Genomic DNA, 16625 nt, shown 5'->3' with positions numbered 1-16625 from the left:
TTTGAGTATTATACGACAGCTAATAAAACTGGTTCAGGCTGGACCATCCAGGCACATTATGCTGGTGATATTGTAAAAAAAATTGCTCCTTCTAGTAGTAATATTCAAACCTTCAGTACAGTACCGGCAAATTATATTCCAGAGCCTTGTAGGTCATTTTCAGAAAATATTGCAAAGATGAAATCAGAGGTAGAGGCCCTAGACAGAGAACGGACAGAACTTTTAAGTAGTGGTAATCCAAAGGGCGGAGAAAAAGGTGTTGCGGCCATTGCAGGAAAGATTACAAAACTTGAAAGAGACATCAAAGCTGAAGAAGGGAAACTACAGCAGTGTTTGTCTAATAACAACAATACGTCAACAACCCCAACTACATCCCCTCCATCAGAACCACCACTAACAGCTTTACCCGTTCGTCAACACCTTGGAAGCTCTTTATCTCTTTATTCACTCGAAAACAATACGATTGATATTGACTCAACTAACACAATAAATATAACAGGTCAACTCTCTGATACAAACAATATTTTCGTTGGAATTCCTAATAAACAGATAACTTTCAATGGTACAGCATTAGTAAATGAGACTCGTGTTGCAACCACAACATTTGAGAATGGAAGTTTCATTTCTGAAATTCCAGTGCCTAATCAAATAGGACAAAACTGGACAATTCAGGCACACTTTAAAGACTCTTCTATTAGACCTGTTGATGATTTATCTCCAATATATAATGACTCTGATAGCAACATCGTATCATTTTCTACAGTATCATCATCATCATCATCATCATCATCATCATCTCAATCGGATAACAGCGTTGTAAGAGAGTTACCTACTAACCAAGAGGAGGAGGAGGGGGATAGTAATAATAATGGTGATAGTGAGCAGATAGATTCACAAGCCCTGTGTAATGAAGAAAATACAATACTTGATGAATCAACAGGCCAGTGCGTACCTATGGAACCCCTGATATCTTCCACAGATGACTGTGAAGATCCCGGTACTCTAATGGATGAGACAACAGGTATATGTGCCCCACCTGAACCCTCCGTATCCTCTACAGATACCTGTGAAGAACAGCAACCAGGTACGATACTTGATGAATCAACAGGCCAGTGTGTACCAATGTCTGAACCAGATGTACCGATAATAAATGGCACTACAAACGATTGTGAAGATCCCGGTACTCTAATGGATGAGACAACAGGTATATGTGCCCCACCTGAACCATCAATAACATCATCAACAGATACCTGTGAAGAACAGCAACCAGGTACGATACTTGATGAATCAACAGGCCAGTGTGTACCAATGTCTGAACCAGATGTACCGATAATAAATGGCACTACAAACGATTGTGAAGATCCCGGTACTCTAATGGATGAGACAACAGGTATATGTGCCCCACCTGAACCATCAATAACATCATCAACAGATACCTGTGAAGAACAGCAACCAGGTACGATACTTGATGAATCAACAGGCCAGTGTGTACCAATGTCTGAACCAGATGTACCGATAATAAATGGCACTACAAACGATTGTGAAGATCCCGGTACTCTAATGGATGAGACAACAGGTATATGTGCCCCACCTGAACCATCAATAACATCATCAACAGATACCTGTGAAGAACAGCAACCAGGTACGATACTTGATGAATCAACAGGCCAGTGTGTACCTACATCAGAGTTAGAGCCTCTTACTGTACCATCAACAGATGACTTGAATAGTTCAAGCACTGATAATAATTCTTCATCTGACGTAGGTCCACCAGTATTAGAAGAAGGAGAACAAGGAGAAGGCCCAAGAGAACAAGGATTAGAACCATCATTTTCTGCTGAACCCTTGATGGAAAATGTTGAACCTCTATCACAGTCACAGACACTGTCACCGTCATCATTATCCGAAAATACTAGTACAGTAGAAGATAACCAAATTAACTACGATAATGAGTTGTTTGGAAATGAATCGATTTCTTTTGATAGCAATTCTATTCAAGATCCTCTAGCATCAAGTGAAGATAGCAATAATAGCATTGAAGGTGATATGTCGTGTGATTCTAGTAGTCAGTCAATAGAATCCTGTAATCTATCTTCAACTCAGGAAGGAATAGCTGAAGAAGAACCGTCAGTCCTAACAATCCCAAATGATACTTCATCTACTAGTATGGATATTCCGAATGAACTTGCATCCGATAATAGTGCTGTTACTGACTATGAGTCTGAATCTTTAGAATGTCCTATAGGAACAACACTGTCTGACTGGGGAGTATGTGAGTAAAGAGGACAAATATGAACGTAAAGTCCGCGTGTATGAGTCTAACCTTTGAACAAAATTAGGGTATCGATATATATCTACTCTCCTTTTCTTTCGCTTCAGCACGCGTAACTATAATGGATCAATAAACTTATTTTATATAATACATCTCGATAGGATTATACTTTAATTTCTTTCACAACATACAAAGGATTTATACTTCAACTGTGTTGCAAAATCGTGGACAACAGTCGCAAAGATGGACTAGAGACCGCAACTGAAATATTTGGAATAACAATGGTTATGTTAATTTCTTCTTCTTATCTAACTGGTAATGCATTCGCCCAAACAACATGGGAGACCTTTAATGAAAAGGCTGGACTATTCTCTTTACAAATGCCATCTAACTGGGTACCTCAAGAGGTTCCAGTAAATATTATTTCTAATCCACAAGGCTATAAAGGTCCTATCGATTACAAGTTCTCTCATCAAGAAGATGTATTAACCACTCCAACTGGACTAGAGATAGATGTTGGCGGTACTATATACATAGGAGTAGATGATAAAATAGGTGAAATAAGAAAGGTACTTCAGGATTCCATCATCGCATACGAAGAACCTGAAGGATCTAAATTATTACAGCCACTTGAATGTTCTAAATTTGTGATAGATAAAGCATCCGGCTGCTCGTTTACAATTTCTACTGAATTGCATGAAAATCAGCCAATAAAGATATTGAAAATATTATCAGTCAGTAATCCCAATGAAATAGGAATTGAGGTGACATTCACCGCAACGGAGGATAAATTTGAAAAATTCCTACCCGTAGCCGAGTATATGATAAAAACTTTGAAATTTGATACCGAGAAAGTAGCCTCTACTTTGGGTATAGAGCCAAACAGTTCTTCTAATCCAAATCAACAAGAGTTATCAACGTCTTCTAACAATAAATCTTCTAATTCAGCAATAATCCTAGCTTCAGAATTACCGCCTTTGCTTAATAATAACCATTTATCCAATAAATCGAATATTGCAGGAACTGCATTATCTTTTGCGCATAATGACAAAAATTTGGATCAAACTATTCCTCCAAAGCAAACAACCAATTTCACACAGACGGGATCCATTGACTCCTTTCTTGCTGAAGGCATAATTGATTCGGAAATCTTAGGTCCTATGGGTAGCTGCGAATTAACCCATAATTCTCAAAAAGACCAATCGATCATACCAGTCGCTTATTCTGTTATACCTGTAGTAGTTTCTCCAGAAACTTTATGGAAATTGAATGGAAGTTGGGAAATGAGTGTACAAAAAGGCAATTTAACGGAATTTTGGGTAAATTTCACTATGCAAGGCGAAAACTTGGACAGTTTCCACGAGCATCAATTATCGAATTTCAGGGCAGTAGATGTTGGATATTCACCAATTAATAGCAATATTTCATTATCTCCAAAATCAGATAATGAACTCCGGATAAAAGGCATAATGGACTATAAAGAAACATGTCATAAAATAATTAGAAATGTCCCAGTCGAATTGAATATCAATACAGGCAAATATGGCAATACTATAGATATTGTTTTAGATGGAAATAAAATTAATAATCATTTTGCGGGATACGAAGGTGATGACAATATAGTATATGGGGAAATAACTTCTTCGAAAGATGTAAACGGAAAGGAATTTTTAAATAAAATAGTTAATTCAGAAGAGTGTACTTTTGATGAAATTACTGGGGAATGCATTGCACGTGATAATCCGTCCATAACAGATGATCTACATGACGAGACATTGACTAGGAATAATTAAACCCTGATGGAAAAAGAGACACAGGCGGTTTGCCCAGAAGGAACCTTCTTTCTCGAGGAAACAAAGGCATGAATTTGATTGAAAATAATGACCGATTTATCCTGTTGAATCTATTATAGCTTAAGAAAAATATTGACAATGATTTGTATATATTTTGTCAAGAAAAAGAATTAACGTTCTTTTTCTCATAGGTGATCAGAATCGCTATTCAGAAAAATATCTCAAAAGCATCTAAAAAAGAGATCCACCATTTCAATAATTTCTTACCCTTTGGTGTAATCGAGTATATACTTTTATTCTTAATTTCTTTACTTGTGACGTACCCTTCTCTTTTTAATCTGTGTTCTAAAGAGTCCTTTAATGTTGCAGAAACTTTGAAAACTTGACCTTGAGTCTTCTTTGCAATTAATTCTGATATTTAACATACAATCTCTACATTAGTCAATCGTATAGTTTAAACCGCATGGTTGTGACGAACCGAGTTGATTAAGACCGGTGATTCTTTGCATTATCTGGTTCATGATCAAAATATTTAGATAATAAGTTTTCTTTTTTAGTAGGGGTTTCTACACTAAATAACTATTCATCTTCTAGTTTTCGACGAATATGATATTCAGCTTACAAAACACGACCTCATGGCCAAGATCCGCCATTAGGAACAGCACAAGCCTTTTTCCATTTATAACTCTCAAAGTCGGCTTCAGCAATTGGCGGACTCTTTTGAATGATTGGCGTTTTTGGATCGGGTACGTTGATTACCATATCGGCGTATCCTGGTCCCAACGTTGGAGCTGATCCTGGCGGTGGATTCAAATATGTGACTGTCCCTTCTATTTTAGTGTCAGTCCAGATACCTTCAAAGATATAATTATATGTTCTTGCCAATTCATCATGAGTCTTGCCATACCAGGTTATATGCACCTTTCCATCCGAATCTATGTCTTGGTAAACTGTATTTTTGGTTCTATCATTAGAGATCCAGGTACCTTCAAGTTCTTTACCCTCTATGATACCACCACATAAAGCATTCACTGATTGAAAATCCGAAGATAATCTAACAAAAATTATACTCAATACTAAAAGTGTACCAATTGATATGGATGCAAATTTTTTATATTTCAATGTTGATCATGTGAAAGAAGGAGAATTTAAAGATTTTGTATTAAATTGTCAAAACTTAGAGGTTTCATTATCACAAAGTTGTTGTATAGTGATTGTGAAAATTTGCTTTATATACTTTAAAAATAGTCGATGTATTATATAATTTCTAAGTGAACTTGTTTTATACTTTGGAAGGCTTATCACTAAGTTGGAAGAAGTATTTAGAATATTTGATAAATTTTATTAATGTGTTACACCTCTCATCCCAGGCGCCATATCGCCATATTCGCAATCATGTCCAACAAACCACACTGGACAGTGTTGATATTTATTTTGACTATACATGTCAGAATCGTATTCTATTTATTATTTAAAGATGTTGGATTATATTGGATATTGAGTGCAGCAACAAGGAATAATACTGATCAATAAGATAGCATCTATGAATCAAGATTAGTAACGTCGTTAGTACAAAGAAGAAAATGAAATATAAATTTTAGTGAAATGCAAACTTAAATGATTTCCTATATATTTCATCTCTGTGGAGTAAAGATACAATATTGGCAAAGGTTTACACGACAACAACTATAATTGTAATTTTTTCCTAGTGGCTGTTAATATCTATTAATACCTACGGATAAATCGTTTAAATATATCCAAAGCTGAAGAAAATCATGATTTTTGACAAGATCTTAAAAACCAATGATCTTGATTTTGAAATAGTATTAAACAAGCAGGAATATAGAGGAGATGAAATAGTAAAAGGAACCCTTAGAATCATTGCAAAAAGGGATTGTAAAATTAGAGGACTAAGGCTAAGTGCAGAGGGAATTGAAAAAACAGTAATTGAGAGGGTTATATCGTCATCTTCACATGATAGCTCAAAAACCGAGTCACAAAGCAACATATTTTTTGCTCAGGACTTGTCTACCGTGCTTAATCATCTAAATATGAATGGAATAAAAAATAAAGATAAAACGACGGTAGTTATCAATAAAGGCACTGAAATAATTCACTTTGAATTTAGTATTCCTAGTGATGCGTTTCCGTCTTATGACGGAGCAAATGCCAAGATATTTTATCAGATAAAAGCTACAGCAGACCGCGATAACTGGATTGATAAAAATAAGACTCTATTATTTCTAGTCAGCAATTCAAACCACAGATCCAGTCCTCGAGAAAATTATGAAATGTATAGTAATCCTCAATCTGAAATCAACATATTCAATGAAGATCAATTAATAGCAAAGGAGGACCCAGAAAAATTGATCACGGATGGTGCTATGGGTGAAAAAATCAAATCAACTGATCAGAATAATTTTAGCAAAGTAAACGACAATTTCCATAAACATAGACAAAAATACTCAAAACAAGATCCTGGAATCACAATAGAGTTTATTGGTAAAGAAAAGGATGGTAGTTACGATGACAGTAGGAAAATGGTCAAAAATAAAAATAGGATCTCGTACTATCCAGGTCAAGAAATAATAGGTAGTATAATTATAGATGGAAATTTGCTAAAAGATGAGACATCAAATATGGAAATTAGTCTGAGAGGTATTGAATACTCATATGCTAATGGCGTCGACGCTATTATTGAAGCAGAAGAATATCAAATAAAGAATATCTCATTTGATATGGAAAAGTTAAAATCGGTATCACATATGGCTCCTATTAGCTATTCCAACAACAATAACAACAGAAATAAAGAAAATGGTTTAAATATCAAGTATGTAATTCCTTTTGAGACAAAACTTCCACATATTGCAAATAAAAGTTATGTTGGAAAGTATTCTGAATTTTTTTGGGGATTCGATGCCAAAATAAACATTCCTTTTTCACAGGATATTCACGCTAAAGCTATAATAGAAATAGTTTAGTTATTTCTAATCCATTGAATGGATATTACCGGTTGCCTTATTTGGTAATGTGGCTGCTTACCTAAAAAAAGGATTATGTGATCCAGTATATGGTATTTAAGATTGTGATGCTTGGGGTACCGTCCATTTTAAAATACCAGTAGTATTAATTAATATACACTATTGAGAATCGCCTAGATTCATTGTTCCAGTAATGCCAGTGCCTAAGTTACCGCAGTCACCAATTGCCCTTACTTTATTACTTATCGAAGTTGCATTCAATAAAAATTGCAAGTGCACTTATCCGCAGGCATGATATCTTTCATCGATATTCACAACGGTGTAGCCCCGTGTTATAGAGGACTGACACATGGACAGAGCTCATTTTCTGGTACCTTGTTAAATATATAGAAGATAACTTTATATTTTATAATTTGATTAGAATATTACTTCTGCATTCTTGGTAATGACTAACCATCAGGGTTTTAGCAAGGACTTTGTAATACATCTATATAGCAATTTCAATGCTGAAGGTGAGCACAATAGGAATTAATTATCGGAATTCTCACTAGTAAAATAAAAATCGATATTTGAAACATGATTTATACTAACACGGGATATTTTGAAGAATAGAGATCTACTGATGTTGATAGCCATCATGTAAATTGTTGAAAATAGTGAAAATCCTGATGATTTTATTAGTTGACTCTACCAATTAGGCATAGCATTACATCCGTTGTCATAATAATATATAACTCGGTTCTAGCCAACGTTTTATTATACTTTCAATGTTCAGCATCGTTATCTATGGTTCGATTAACTCAATCTTTGTTCTTAAGCGCATTAATATTTGTGGGATCTATAAACAAGCGTTATCAAACTATCTAATGACATGTTTAACTACCAGGACCATAGAGAACTTGTTCTAGTTGTTCTATACAGCCGTCGGTGTAAACTGCTTCATTTAGTAATTTCTGACAATGTCGGAGAGAAAGAGTTTTGTAACAAACATGTTTCACTAGATAGATACGTCTAGCGAGAGAATCTTTCTGGTATCGGGCCGGTATTGCAACCCATGGCCATGCTTATTCAGGATCAATCTTTATCAATGTCTCATCAATAACCGACTTGAATGGCCTCTTGTGATTTGTCTTGATTATCCTAGATTTGAATTTTTGAATCCAATGGCATAAGGTGACGTTCGTTCGCTTGGTATGACTGGATAATCTTACAGCCGTTCTCCTAATCTATAACCATGAATAGTATGGTTATAAACCGTGATAAATTTACTTGGAGGGTATCCTGTTTCTTTTACTAATCATATAGGGAATTAGGCATAGTGAAGCCATAAGATTTTCTTTGATAAACAGAGCAGTGATATAAATATATATTACTGAGTAAAGATTTATCTACTTGTGTTCGGAAAATAGTTCATGCTTTCGTCAGTTATATCCACAAATCCAAAATCCATCAAAGTCATTCCCTCTCTTATTATATTCATATTTGTAACCTCACTCTTGTGTGTATCTAGTATTATCAGTAACGACAACAGAATAGCATTGGCTTGTGTTGACCCCCACATTAATGACGGATTTACGGAACAGTATAATTTGTTGTTAGATGGCACTGCCCTGAATGAAGTAGATGATGCGACTGTCCATCAGCAAAGTGAATTGCAACAGCAGACTAACAATATGTTTGAATCATTGAGAGGCATTGTTACAGAATCCAGAAATGTGATGTACTCTTTAGATAAAATAATTCATATCATAACTTCAGAAGAATCGCCACAATTGTCATCTATTTTATCAATCCATAATTCATCAATAAATGATCCGGAGTTACCACCAATTCCACCCGAAATACAATCCGAAAATTCAATAGACGAACTGAACCCTTTTTCAAATTCCTCCTCCGGGCTTAATAGTAACAACAGCAGTTTGACATCTGATGAAGATTATCTAATAGTAGAGTCCTGTGGGTAGGGTCAAGGAGTCCCGTTATCAAATCTGACCTGTTTTAATTAACGGGTGTTTTGAGTACAATACCTATCGGTTATACCAATGGAAAATGAAGTTCCTATTTTTGGAATGTCATTTTCTTTTGAAGATCTAACTATAAAAATAGACCTATGTGACTCAATTACCAATTCCTCAAATCTTTTTCTCGTTCGGTTTCGCGGATTATAAGAATTTGGCGATGATTGTTACAAATCTTTTTTGGAAATAATTACTGTAAAATGTTAGTTATTCTTATATATCGGGTTGCGAATAGTATAATATCAACATAATTCACTGTAGTGAATTAGATCCTGCTTTCTTTCCCATTGTTATTATAGATCATCAGAATGTTTCCACGCCTATTTTGTAAATTCATTAGAATATTTTACGATTTAGTGTCTAAATGGTTTTTCTCTTAGTATGCTTATTATTAGACCTTGATGATATGTTTGTTAAGAAGGACTGACGTCTAGCCATTGTAAATCCTGATAAAGGTAACAAGTAGACGTCCTAAATCGTGGACTATTCCGAAAGATTTTAGATTCTTCCTAGTGGTATAATTCAAAATTCAATTATAGTCAACAAGAAAAGTACGTTTTTGACGTGCATTTCTGTCACCAATCTTATGGATTTTACGAATCCAAGAAAATCACATGATCAATTGATGCAATGAGAATCCAAATTTAGGTGAATGCATGCAAGATTTCGAGGAAAGGAAGATCATAATGGATACGTACAGTTCAGATATTTATTCGTTTGACATCCACTCTGATTAGTGGCATGGGCTCATCATTCTCATGATATATCACTCTGATTTTAATAAAAAGAATGCTTTTGAAAATGTCCTATTCAAACAACGAAATGTTTTAGAAATAATTGGAACATTGTAAAGTAAATGATGAGCCATGCAATCATTAGCAGTACGTATATAAATTTTATTCATAATGATTATCAAGTCACATAACCTTATCGTATTCTACGAAACATGTATGAAATACTAGTAGTATAGATACATATTTCAAGCTAACATTTATCTAATTGTCTCCTTTAACAATTATGATGTCTGTGTTTTATGACCCGTAAAAGCAATTAACCTCATTTTCTCTAGTGCATTATCATTTCTGTTGTTAACAATTGCTAATAACGCAAATCCATTATAAATTCAATAGCAATTTCTCCAATAGAAAATTCAATGAATCCTCCTGTTATATCATAGGAACACGATCTTAAAATGTGCTACAACTCATCAAATGATAATGTGTCGTAAGCTGATCCACTTGAACGGGACTCTGCGGAAAGCTTTATGTACAGGATGGTTTGGTCGAAGAGACTGATATATTGTTTGAATCATTAAAGAATTTATTTTTGGATAAACGATTCTAGACTCAGAATTGCCGCCAATGCTCCAATCAATGCTGTCTGGATCATCAATCTACAGTGATACTATTTTGGAGGCTCAATCACATAATTTGTCTTCTGGACTTGAATCATTAAATATGGATAACATGTCAATTGTTTCCATATGTATCGACACTAACGATAGCGGTCTTTCTTCTAATTTAACTATACTCAATTCTTCTTCACAACCAAATTTTGCTTTTGAAAACACCAATTCATATGGTTTACAGAATATACATACCAAAACACGTATTCTTCTGACAATAACCTATTGAATATTACTACTTCTGCTGCTATGTCTGTAACTATTTTAAATAATACGGAAGAAAGTGTCGTTAAAAAAGCCATTTATGAGAATAACTTCTTCGACTTACCTAGTAGGGTCGCCATAGATGAATTTTACCTTCTTGATACTTCTCTACAAGAACTTACAGTTAATATCAATAATGGTAAGATACATTCAATTCAACGGAGTTCACCAAGTGAATCAACTTTTAATAATATTATATCAATTATGAATGTAATTGTGAACCTGGTTTGCAGTAAGATCGATAAACCAATAAAAGTTTGATTCAGCGAAATCATTCCATTATATTGACATTAGAAACATTATCGCCCTTAAGAAGAGTTATTTTATTAATTTTTATCTACCAATTCTTTTGCTCAAAGAAAAGCTACTTGAGTCCGAGCGAGAAAAAAAGAAATCATCAGCACTCCGAATAGTTTCCAAAGCCTGGAAAAAATTATTCATTGGCCTTGTGAAATTCTCCTAACATGTGTGCACTTTCAGCGCAAAGTTCGAAACATATTGCTTTTGTAACGAGCGCTCTATTATTTAACTGTCTCGAATCAATAATATTTAAGAGATTACTAAAAATTGCATTGGAGTATTGAAATAGATTTTTTGACTTCAGATAAGAACCAAGTATATTGAGAAAATTAATATCTAGTTTTTCTCCGTCCTAGTCGAATTTAGTAAGATCAGAGATAACCTGATGTGGATATTCTCAAGGATTTTGATACTCCTTTAACAACAAATTAATCCTTCTAATTACTGGCGCTAAAAAATACGAAGAAGAAGTCTTTTGAATATTAAATAGAAATGATACAAGCTCGAGTTAACTAGATGCTGAAAGACTTTGTATCAAATCTATGACATCACATTTGTTCAAATTGTATGAACGAAGCTAATCTAATCTCGCCGCATCGATGTCTATAAGCAGAAACGTACTCAATAGCAGATAATATAGTTTTTAAGATTTGAAAAGATTGTAGATTGGAACGGTCTTTCTATATCATGCATTTTTGGGTAATATTTATTATTAAGTATAATCAAATATTTTTTATGAAAATGCTTGATTGTAAAGTGCAAAAACAAGTAATAATCTTAATGTTTTTAGCAACACTATTGTTTGTTGGTTCATATTACAACGGCAGTACTGTGAACGCTCAAACCAGTACCTGCAATAAATGTATTCAAATCCAGAACAACCTCGCCAAGGCGAAAGAGCTTTTTCAAAAAACCCAGTCATTATTACCTCAAGCAATTCAGGCGATCCAGACTAATGAAAAACTGCTTAAAGCCACTCCTCCTCCAGAACCTGAAGCAAAGAATAAAATAACAACAATCAATGCACAGTTAAATCAAATGATACCACTAGCAAAAGAGTTGGTAGGTTCTGACAGGTCAAAAATAATTTTGGCACTAGAAAAAGAGTTAGCCAAATGCATACAGAAGTCATGCGACAATAAAAACAAGGATGGTGGTATATCAACTGGCAGTGGAGCCAGTGGCGGCATCAGTTCTGGTAATGGTATTAATACTTTTCCAGCGAATCCGGGCAATAGTGAGTTATCAGATTTAGACATATTGCGAGCAAAGTTTCTTTATGATATGAATAATTTGGCTTTTTGTGCTAAAATGAATATTATCAACAACATGGGTGGGCATCCTAGTCATTATGGCATTTGTTAGCATCGATTTTAAAACAGAGAAATTTTTTTAGTTTTTTCATCGCATAGCAGTCCCACCTTAGTTTAGAACAAAATATTGGCGCTAACCATAGATTGTGGGCCAATACCGAGATAGATTTTAAGTTCATTACCAGGAAATAATCCTGGTATACCTTTATTTTAGTATTTAATTGATATTTAGGATATTTCACTTATTTGGAGAAGATATCAATGACCAAGAAATAATGTAAATAAATAAAAATTAATAAATTAGTTTGTAAGTTAAGATGCTATTGCGTTTATGCTTTTGTAATGTGAATCTGAAGATGATAACGGCTCTATTCTACATGACACTATTACTTTTTTCTGTTACTATATCAATACCTTTTTTTAATGTTTATAGCCTTCACGAAGAGCCCATTATATCTGGAGGACCTAACTCTCCTTTTCATTTTAAAAAATTTGTAGGCTATGGATATAATCCAAAAATTGAAACCGAAATAAGAGGACTAGTAATCGGGGTCGATTCTTTTTTGTATTTAGTTCCGGATCCCAGCTACTATAACTTGCTTTTGCCTGGGAACTATCTTAGTCCAGAGTGTAATTTTATAGATACCAAGGCCGGAAAGTTATTGAATCATGACATTATTGGCTTCTATTCAGATGTTCCCTGCCCACAAAGGAATAATCCAACAGGAGAAGCCTTTGATGAACTAAAAAATGCCTACAAAAACATGGGAAACCAACTTAAATCATTAAATGAACTAGGATTTCCGTTACCATTTCCAAAGTTTTTTGTTAATCCTGAGATGGCTAATATGTTCAATGATGCTCAGCTATTTATCCCTATAATTAAACTTGAAAGACCATCCCATTTCTATGCGGCTTACAAGTGTCACCCAGAAGAAAAGCTTGTTATTACAAACCCATGGTGGCCAAATGATCAATGGCCTGAGGAAGAATGTACAAATGCTGCTTATAGCCCACCGGTTGATCCATTAAAAGGCCCTCAATGCAAAGATCGAGGGGGTTATGGTATAGGAAATGAAGATTGTGTTCGCGAAGGTGATCGCATAATTGTCAAGGGATTGTATGTTCATGAGCATCAACATACTATGTGGGAACCTGAAGGTCTTAAAGAAGGAGAGGGCGGCTCTGGCTGTCTTCGACAATTATATTGGATGGAAAACGGTTTAATGGCATGCTGGGGGCATGCAGAATTGCATCCATATAAAATACATCACGTAAAGAGAATATCTTCTAACGTTTCAGAAAATCTAAATCCTGATGGAAGTTATACCGAAAGTCATACTGTAGTAGCTCCTATGTACAAAGCGTATTACTCTCAAACATATTATCCTAATAAGTATTATCACTTCCCTAACAATCCCAACCAGATTCCAGCGTTGGATCCAGATGGCTATAAAGTCATTCCTGCTGGAAAATTGGTTGATTCACAAAAGGAATTCAGTATGAATCATAATTTCTTTATCAATGCACCTCCAAAACCAGAAGAATGTGTTCCAAATAATAGCAACTGTAGACTCGAGGTATCTGTAGTAACTTATTCAAGTGACCCTTATAATGAAAATAATAATCCTGTCAAACCAATTTATCAATTTGATCTTTTTCCATTCAACAAATCTAATCCCATTGATTTTATAAAAAATCCTAACGAAAAAAATGGAAAGATAACCACCACAGTAGACTATGAAAGAAACGGTGTAAATGTAAACATGTTTGCTTCTGCTCTAACCGTAAAGGATCCTCTAGTTCTAAAGGGCGAGTTTACCCTTAAATGGGTGCCTGCGTCAGCTGATGAATATCCTACCAAACTCACATTAAATCCTATAAATACTGCAAAGGTAGGAACACCTGATGGGGTAGCCATAACAGGAAAGTTAGAAGTCTGTAATAATAAAAATAGTACTAATCCAACTAAGGAACCTACCAATCCATGTAGACCATTGGGTGGAGAACACAGGATTACTTACAATGGAACGGGAATATGGAATAAAGGTGTATCATTTACCCAACCTGATGGCACCTTCGGACTTGAAATGACAGCAAATCAAGTAGGACAAAACTGGACCATCCAGGCACATTATGCTGGTGATATTGTAAAAAAAATTGCTCCTTCTAGTAGTAATATTCAAACCTTCAGTACCAGTACCGGCAAATTATATTCCAGAGCCTTGTAGGTCATTTTCAGAAAATATTGCAAAGATGAAATCAGAGGTAGAGGCCCTAGACAGAGAACGGACAGAACTTTTAAGTAGTGGTAATCCAAAGGGCGGAGAAAAAGGTGTTGCGGCCATTGCAGGAAAGATTACAAAACTTGAAAGAGACATCAAAGCTGAAGAAGGGAAACTACAGCAGTGTTTGTCTAATAACAACAATACGTCAACAACCCCAACTACATCCCCTCCATCAGAACCACCACTAACAGCTTTACCCGTTCGTCAACACCTTGGAAGCTCTTTATCTCTTTATTCACTCGAAAACAATACGATTGATATTGACTCAACTAACACAATAAATATAACAGGTCAACTCTCTGATACAAACAATATTTTCGTTGGAATTCCTAATAAACAGATAACTTTCAATGGTACAGCATTAGTAAATGAGACTCGTGTTGCAACCACAACATTTGAGAATGGAAGTTTCATTTCTGAAATTCCAGTGCCTAATCAAATAGGACAAAACTGGACAATTCAGGCACACTTTAAAGACTCTTCTATTAGACCTGTTGATGATTTATCTCCAATATATAATGACTCTGATAGCAACATCGTATCATTTTCTACAGTATCATCATCATCATCATCATCATCATCATCATCTCAATCGGATAACAGCGTTGTAAGAGAGTTACCTACTAACCAAGAGGAGGAGGAGGGGGATAGTAATAATAATGGTGATAGTGAGCAGATAGATTCACAAGCCCTGTGTAATGAAGAAAATACAATACTTGATGAATCAACAGGCCAGTGCGTACCTATGGAACCCCTGATATCTTCCACAGATGACTGTGAAGATCCCGGTACTCTAATGGATGAGACAACAGGTATATGTGCCCCACCTGAACCCTCCGTATCCTCTACAGATACCTGTGAAGAACAGCAACCAGGTACGATACTTGATGAATCAACAGGCCAGTGTGTACCAATGTCTGAACCAGATGTACCGATAATAAATGGCACTACAAACGATTGTGAAGATCCCGGTACTCTAATGGATGAGACAACAGGTATATGTGCCCCACCTGAACCATCAATAACATCATCAACAGATACCTGTGAAGAACAGCAACCAGGTACGATACTTGATGAATCAACAGGCCAGTGTGTACCAATGTCTGAACCAGATGTACCGATAATAAATGGCACTACAAACGATTGTGAAGATCCCGGTACTCTAATGGATGAGACAACAGGTATATGTGCCCCACCTGAACCATCAATAACATCATCAACAGATACCTGTGAAGAACAGCAACCAGGTACGATACTTGATGAATCAACAGGCCAGTGTGTACCTACATCAGAGTTAGAGCCTCTTACTGTACCATCAACAGATGACTTGAATAGTTCAAGCACTGATAATAATTCTTCATCTGACGTAGGTCCACCAGTATTAGAAGAAGGAGAACAAGGAGAAGGCCCAAGAGAACAAGGATTAGAACCATCATTTTCTGCTGAACCCTTGATGGAAAATGTTGAACCTCTATCACAGTCACAGACACTGTCACCGTCATCATTATCCGAAAATACTAGTACAGTAGAAGATAACCAAATTAACTACGATAATGAGTTGTTTGGAAATGAATCGATTTCTTTTGATAGCAATTCTATTCAAGATCCTCTAGCATCAAGTGAAGATAGCAATAATAGCATTGAAGGTGATATGTCGTGTGATTCTAGTAGTCAGTCAATAGAATCCTGTAATCTATCTTCAACTCAGGAAGGAATAGCTGAAGAAGAACCGTCAGTCCTAACAATCCCAAATGATACTTCATCTACTAGTATGGATATTCCGAATGAACTTGCATCCGATAATAGTGCTGTTACTGACTATGAGTCTGAATCTTTAGAATGTCCTATAGGAACAACACTGTCTGACTGGGGTCTATGTGAATGACCATGATTAGGTGGAATAATATAGTAATACGTATACGATCCTTAATGGTAGATTCCGTTTGACTATATTTTTCGCATATATGAGGAACACATGATTTTATCAAATT

At 35.3% G+C, this 16625-nt stretch carries 10 protein-coding genes; 9 read left to right on the top strand and 1 reads right to left on the bottom strand.

Features of this window, described 5'->3' with window-relative positions; translation table 11 throughout:
• The first annotated feature begins 177 nt into the window (after window positions 1-177).
• Window positions 178-2280 carry a hypothetical protein gene (locus AB0A59_RS10050; RefSeq protein WP_458743466.1) on the top strand — a complete coding sequence of 701 codons (2103 nt, stop codon included), beginning with the start codon at window positions 178-180 and terminating at the stop codon, window positions 2278-2280.
• Between the two features lie 216 nt (window positions 2281-2496).
• Window positions 2497-4065 (top strand): hypothetical protein, encoded by a 1569-nt coding sequence (locus AB0A59_RS10045; protein ID WP_458743464.1) that lies wholly within the window; start codon window positions 2497-2499, stop codon window positions 4063-4065.
• Window positions 4066-4698: 633 nt separating this feature from the next.
• Here the strand turns inward: AB0A59_RS10045 and AB0A59_RS10040 are convergent.
• Window positions 4699-5187: a hypothetical protein gene (locus AB0A59_RS10040; RefSeq protein ID WP_458743462.1), complete on the bottom strand. Its 489-nt coding sequence runs from the start codon at window positions 5185-5187 to the stop codon at window positions 4699-4701.
• Between the two features lie 653 nt (window positions 5188-5840).
• On the opposite strand from AB0A59_RS10040, the gene AB0A59_RS10035 reads away from it, so the two are divergent.
• The 7 genes from AB0A59_RS10035 to AB0A59_RS10005 all read left to right on the top strand — a co-directional run bounded on the left by AB0A59_RS10035 (window position 5841) and on the right by AB0A59_RS10005 (window position 16519).
• The gene (locus AB0A59_RS10035; RefSeq protein ID WP_458743460.1) at window positions 5841-7046 is read left to right on the top strand and encodes a vacuolar protein sorting-associated family 26 protein; all 1206 of its coding nucleotides are present in this window, start codon (window positions 5841-5843) and stop codon (window positions 7044-7046) included.
• A gap of 1412 nt (window positions 7047-8458) precedes the next feature.
• Window positions 8459-9010 carry a hypothetical protein gene (locus tag AB0A59_RS10030; RefSeq protein WP_458743459.1) on the top strand — a complete coding sequence of 184 codons (552 nt, stop codon included), beginning with the start codon at window positions 8459-8461 and terminating at the stop codon, window positions 9008-9010.
• Window positions 9011-10416: 1406 nt separating this feature from the next.
• Window positions 10417-10698 (top strand): hypothetical protein, encoded by a 282-nt coding sequence (locus AB0A59_RS10025; RefSeq protein WP_458743457.1) that lies wholly within the window; start codon window positions 10417-10419, stop codon window positions 10696-10698.
• Window positions 10695-10994 (top strand): hypothetical protein, encoded by a 300-nt coding sequence (locus AB0A59_RS10020; protein WP_458743455.1) that lies wholly within the window; start codon window positions 10695-10697, stop codon window positions 10992-10994. The genes AB0A59_RS10025 and AB0A59_RS10020 overlap by 4 nt, the downstream gene beginning before the upstream one ends.
• Before the next feature lie 774 nt (window positions 10995-11768).
• Window positions 11769-12398: a hypothetical protein gene (locus AB0A59_RS10015; protein ID WP_458743453.1), complete on the top strand. Its 630-nt coding sequence runs from the start codon at window positions 11769-11771 to the stop codon at window positions 12396-12398.
• Between the two features lie 325 nt (window positions 12399-12723).
• On the top strand, window positions 12724-14577 hold the full coding sequence (locus AB0A59_RS10010) for a hypothetical protein (RefSeq protein WP_458743451.1): 1854 nt from the start codon (window positions 12724-12726) through the stop codon (window positions 14575-14577).
• Window positions 14507-16519 carry a hypothetical protein gene (locus AB0A59_RS10005; protein WP_458743449.1) on the top strand — a complete coding sequence of 671 codons (2013 nt, stop codon included), beginning with the start codon at window positions 14507-14509 and terminating at the stop codon, window positions 16517-16519. The genes AB0A59_RS10010 and AB0A59_RS10005 overlap by 71 nt, the downstream gene beginning before the upstream one ends.
• Window positions 16520-16625 lie beyond the last annotated feature (106 nt).

The sequence above is a fragment of the Candidatus Nitrosocosmicus sp. T genome (assembly GCF_054408485.1).
This window is presented reverse-complemented; position numbering and strand designations above follow the sequence as displayed.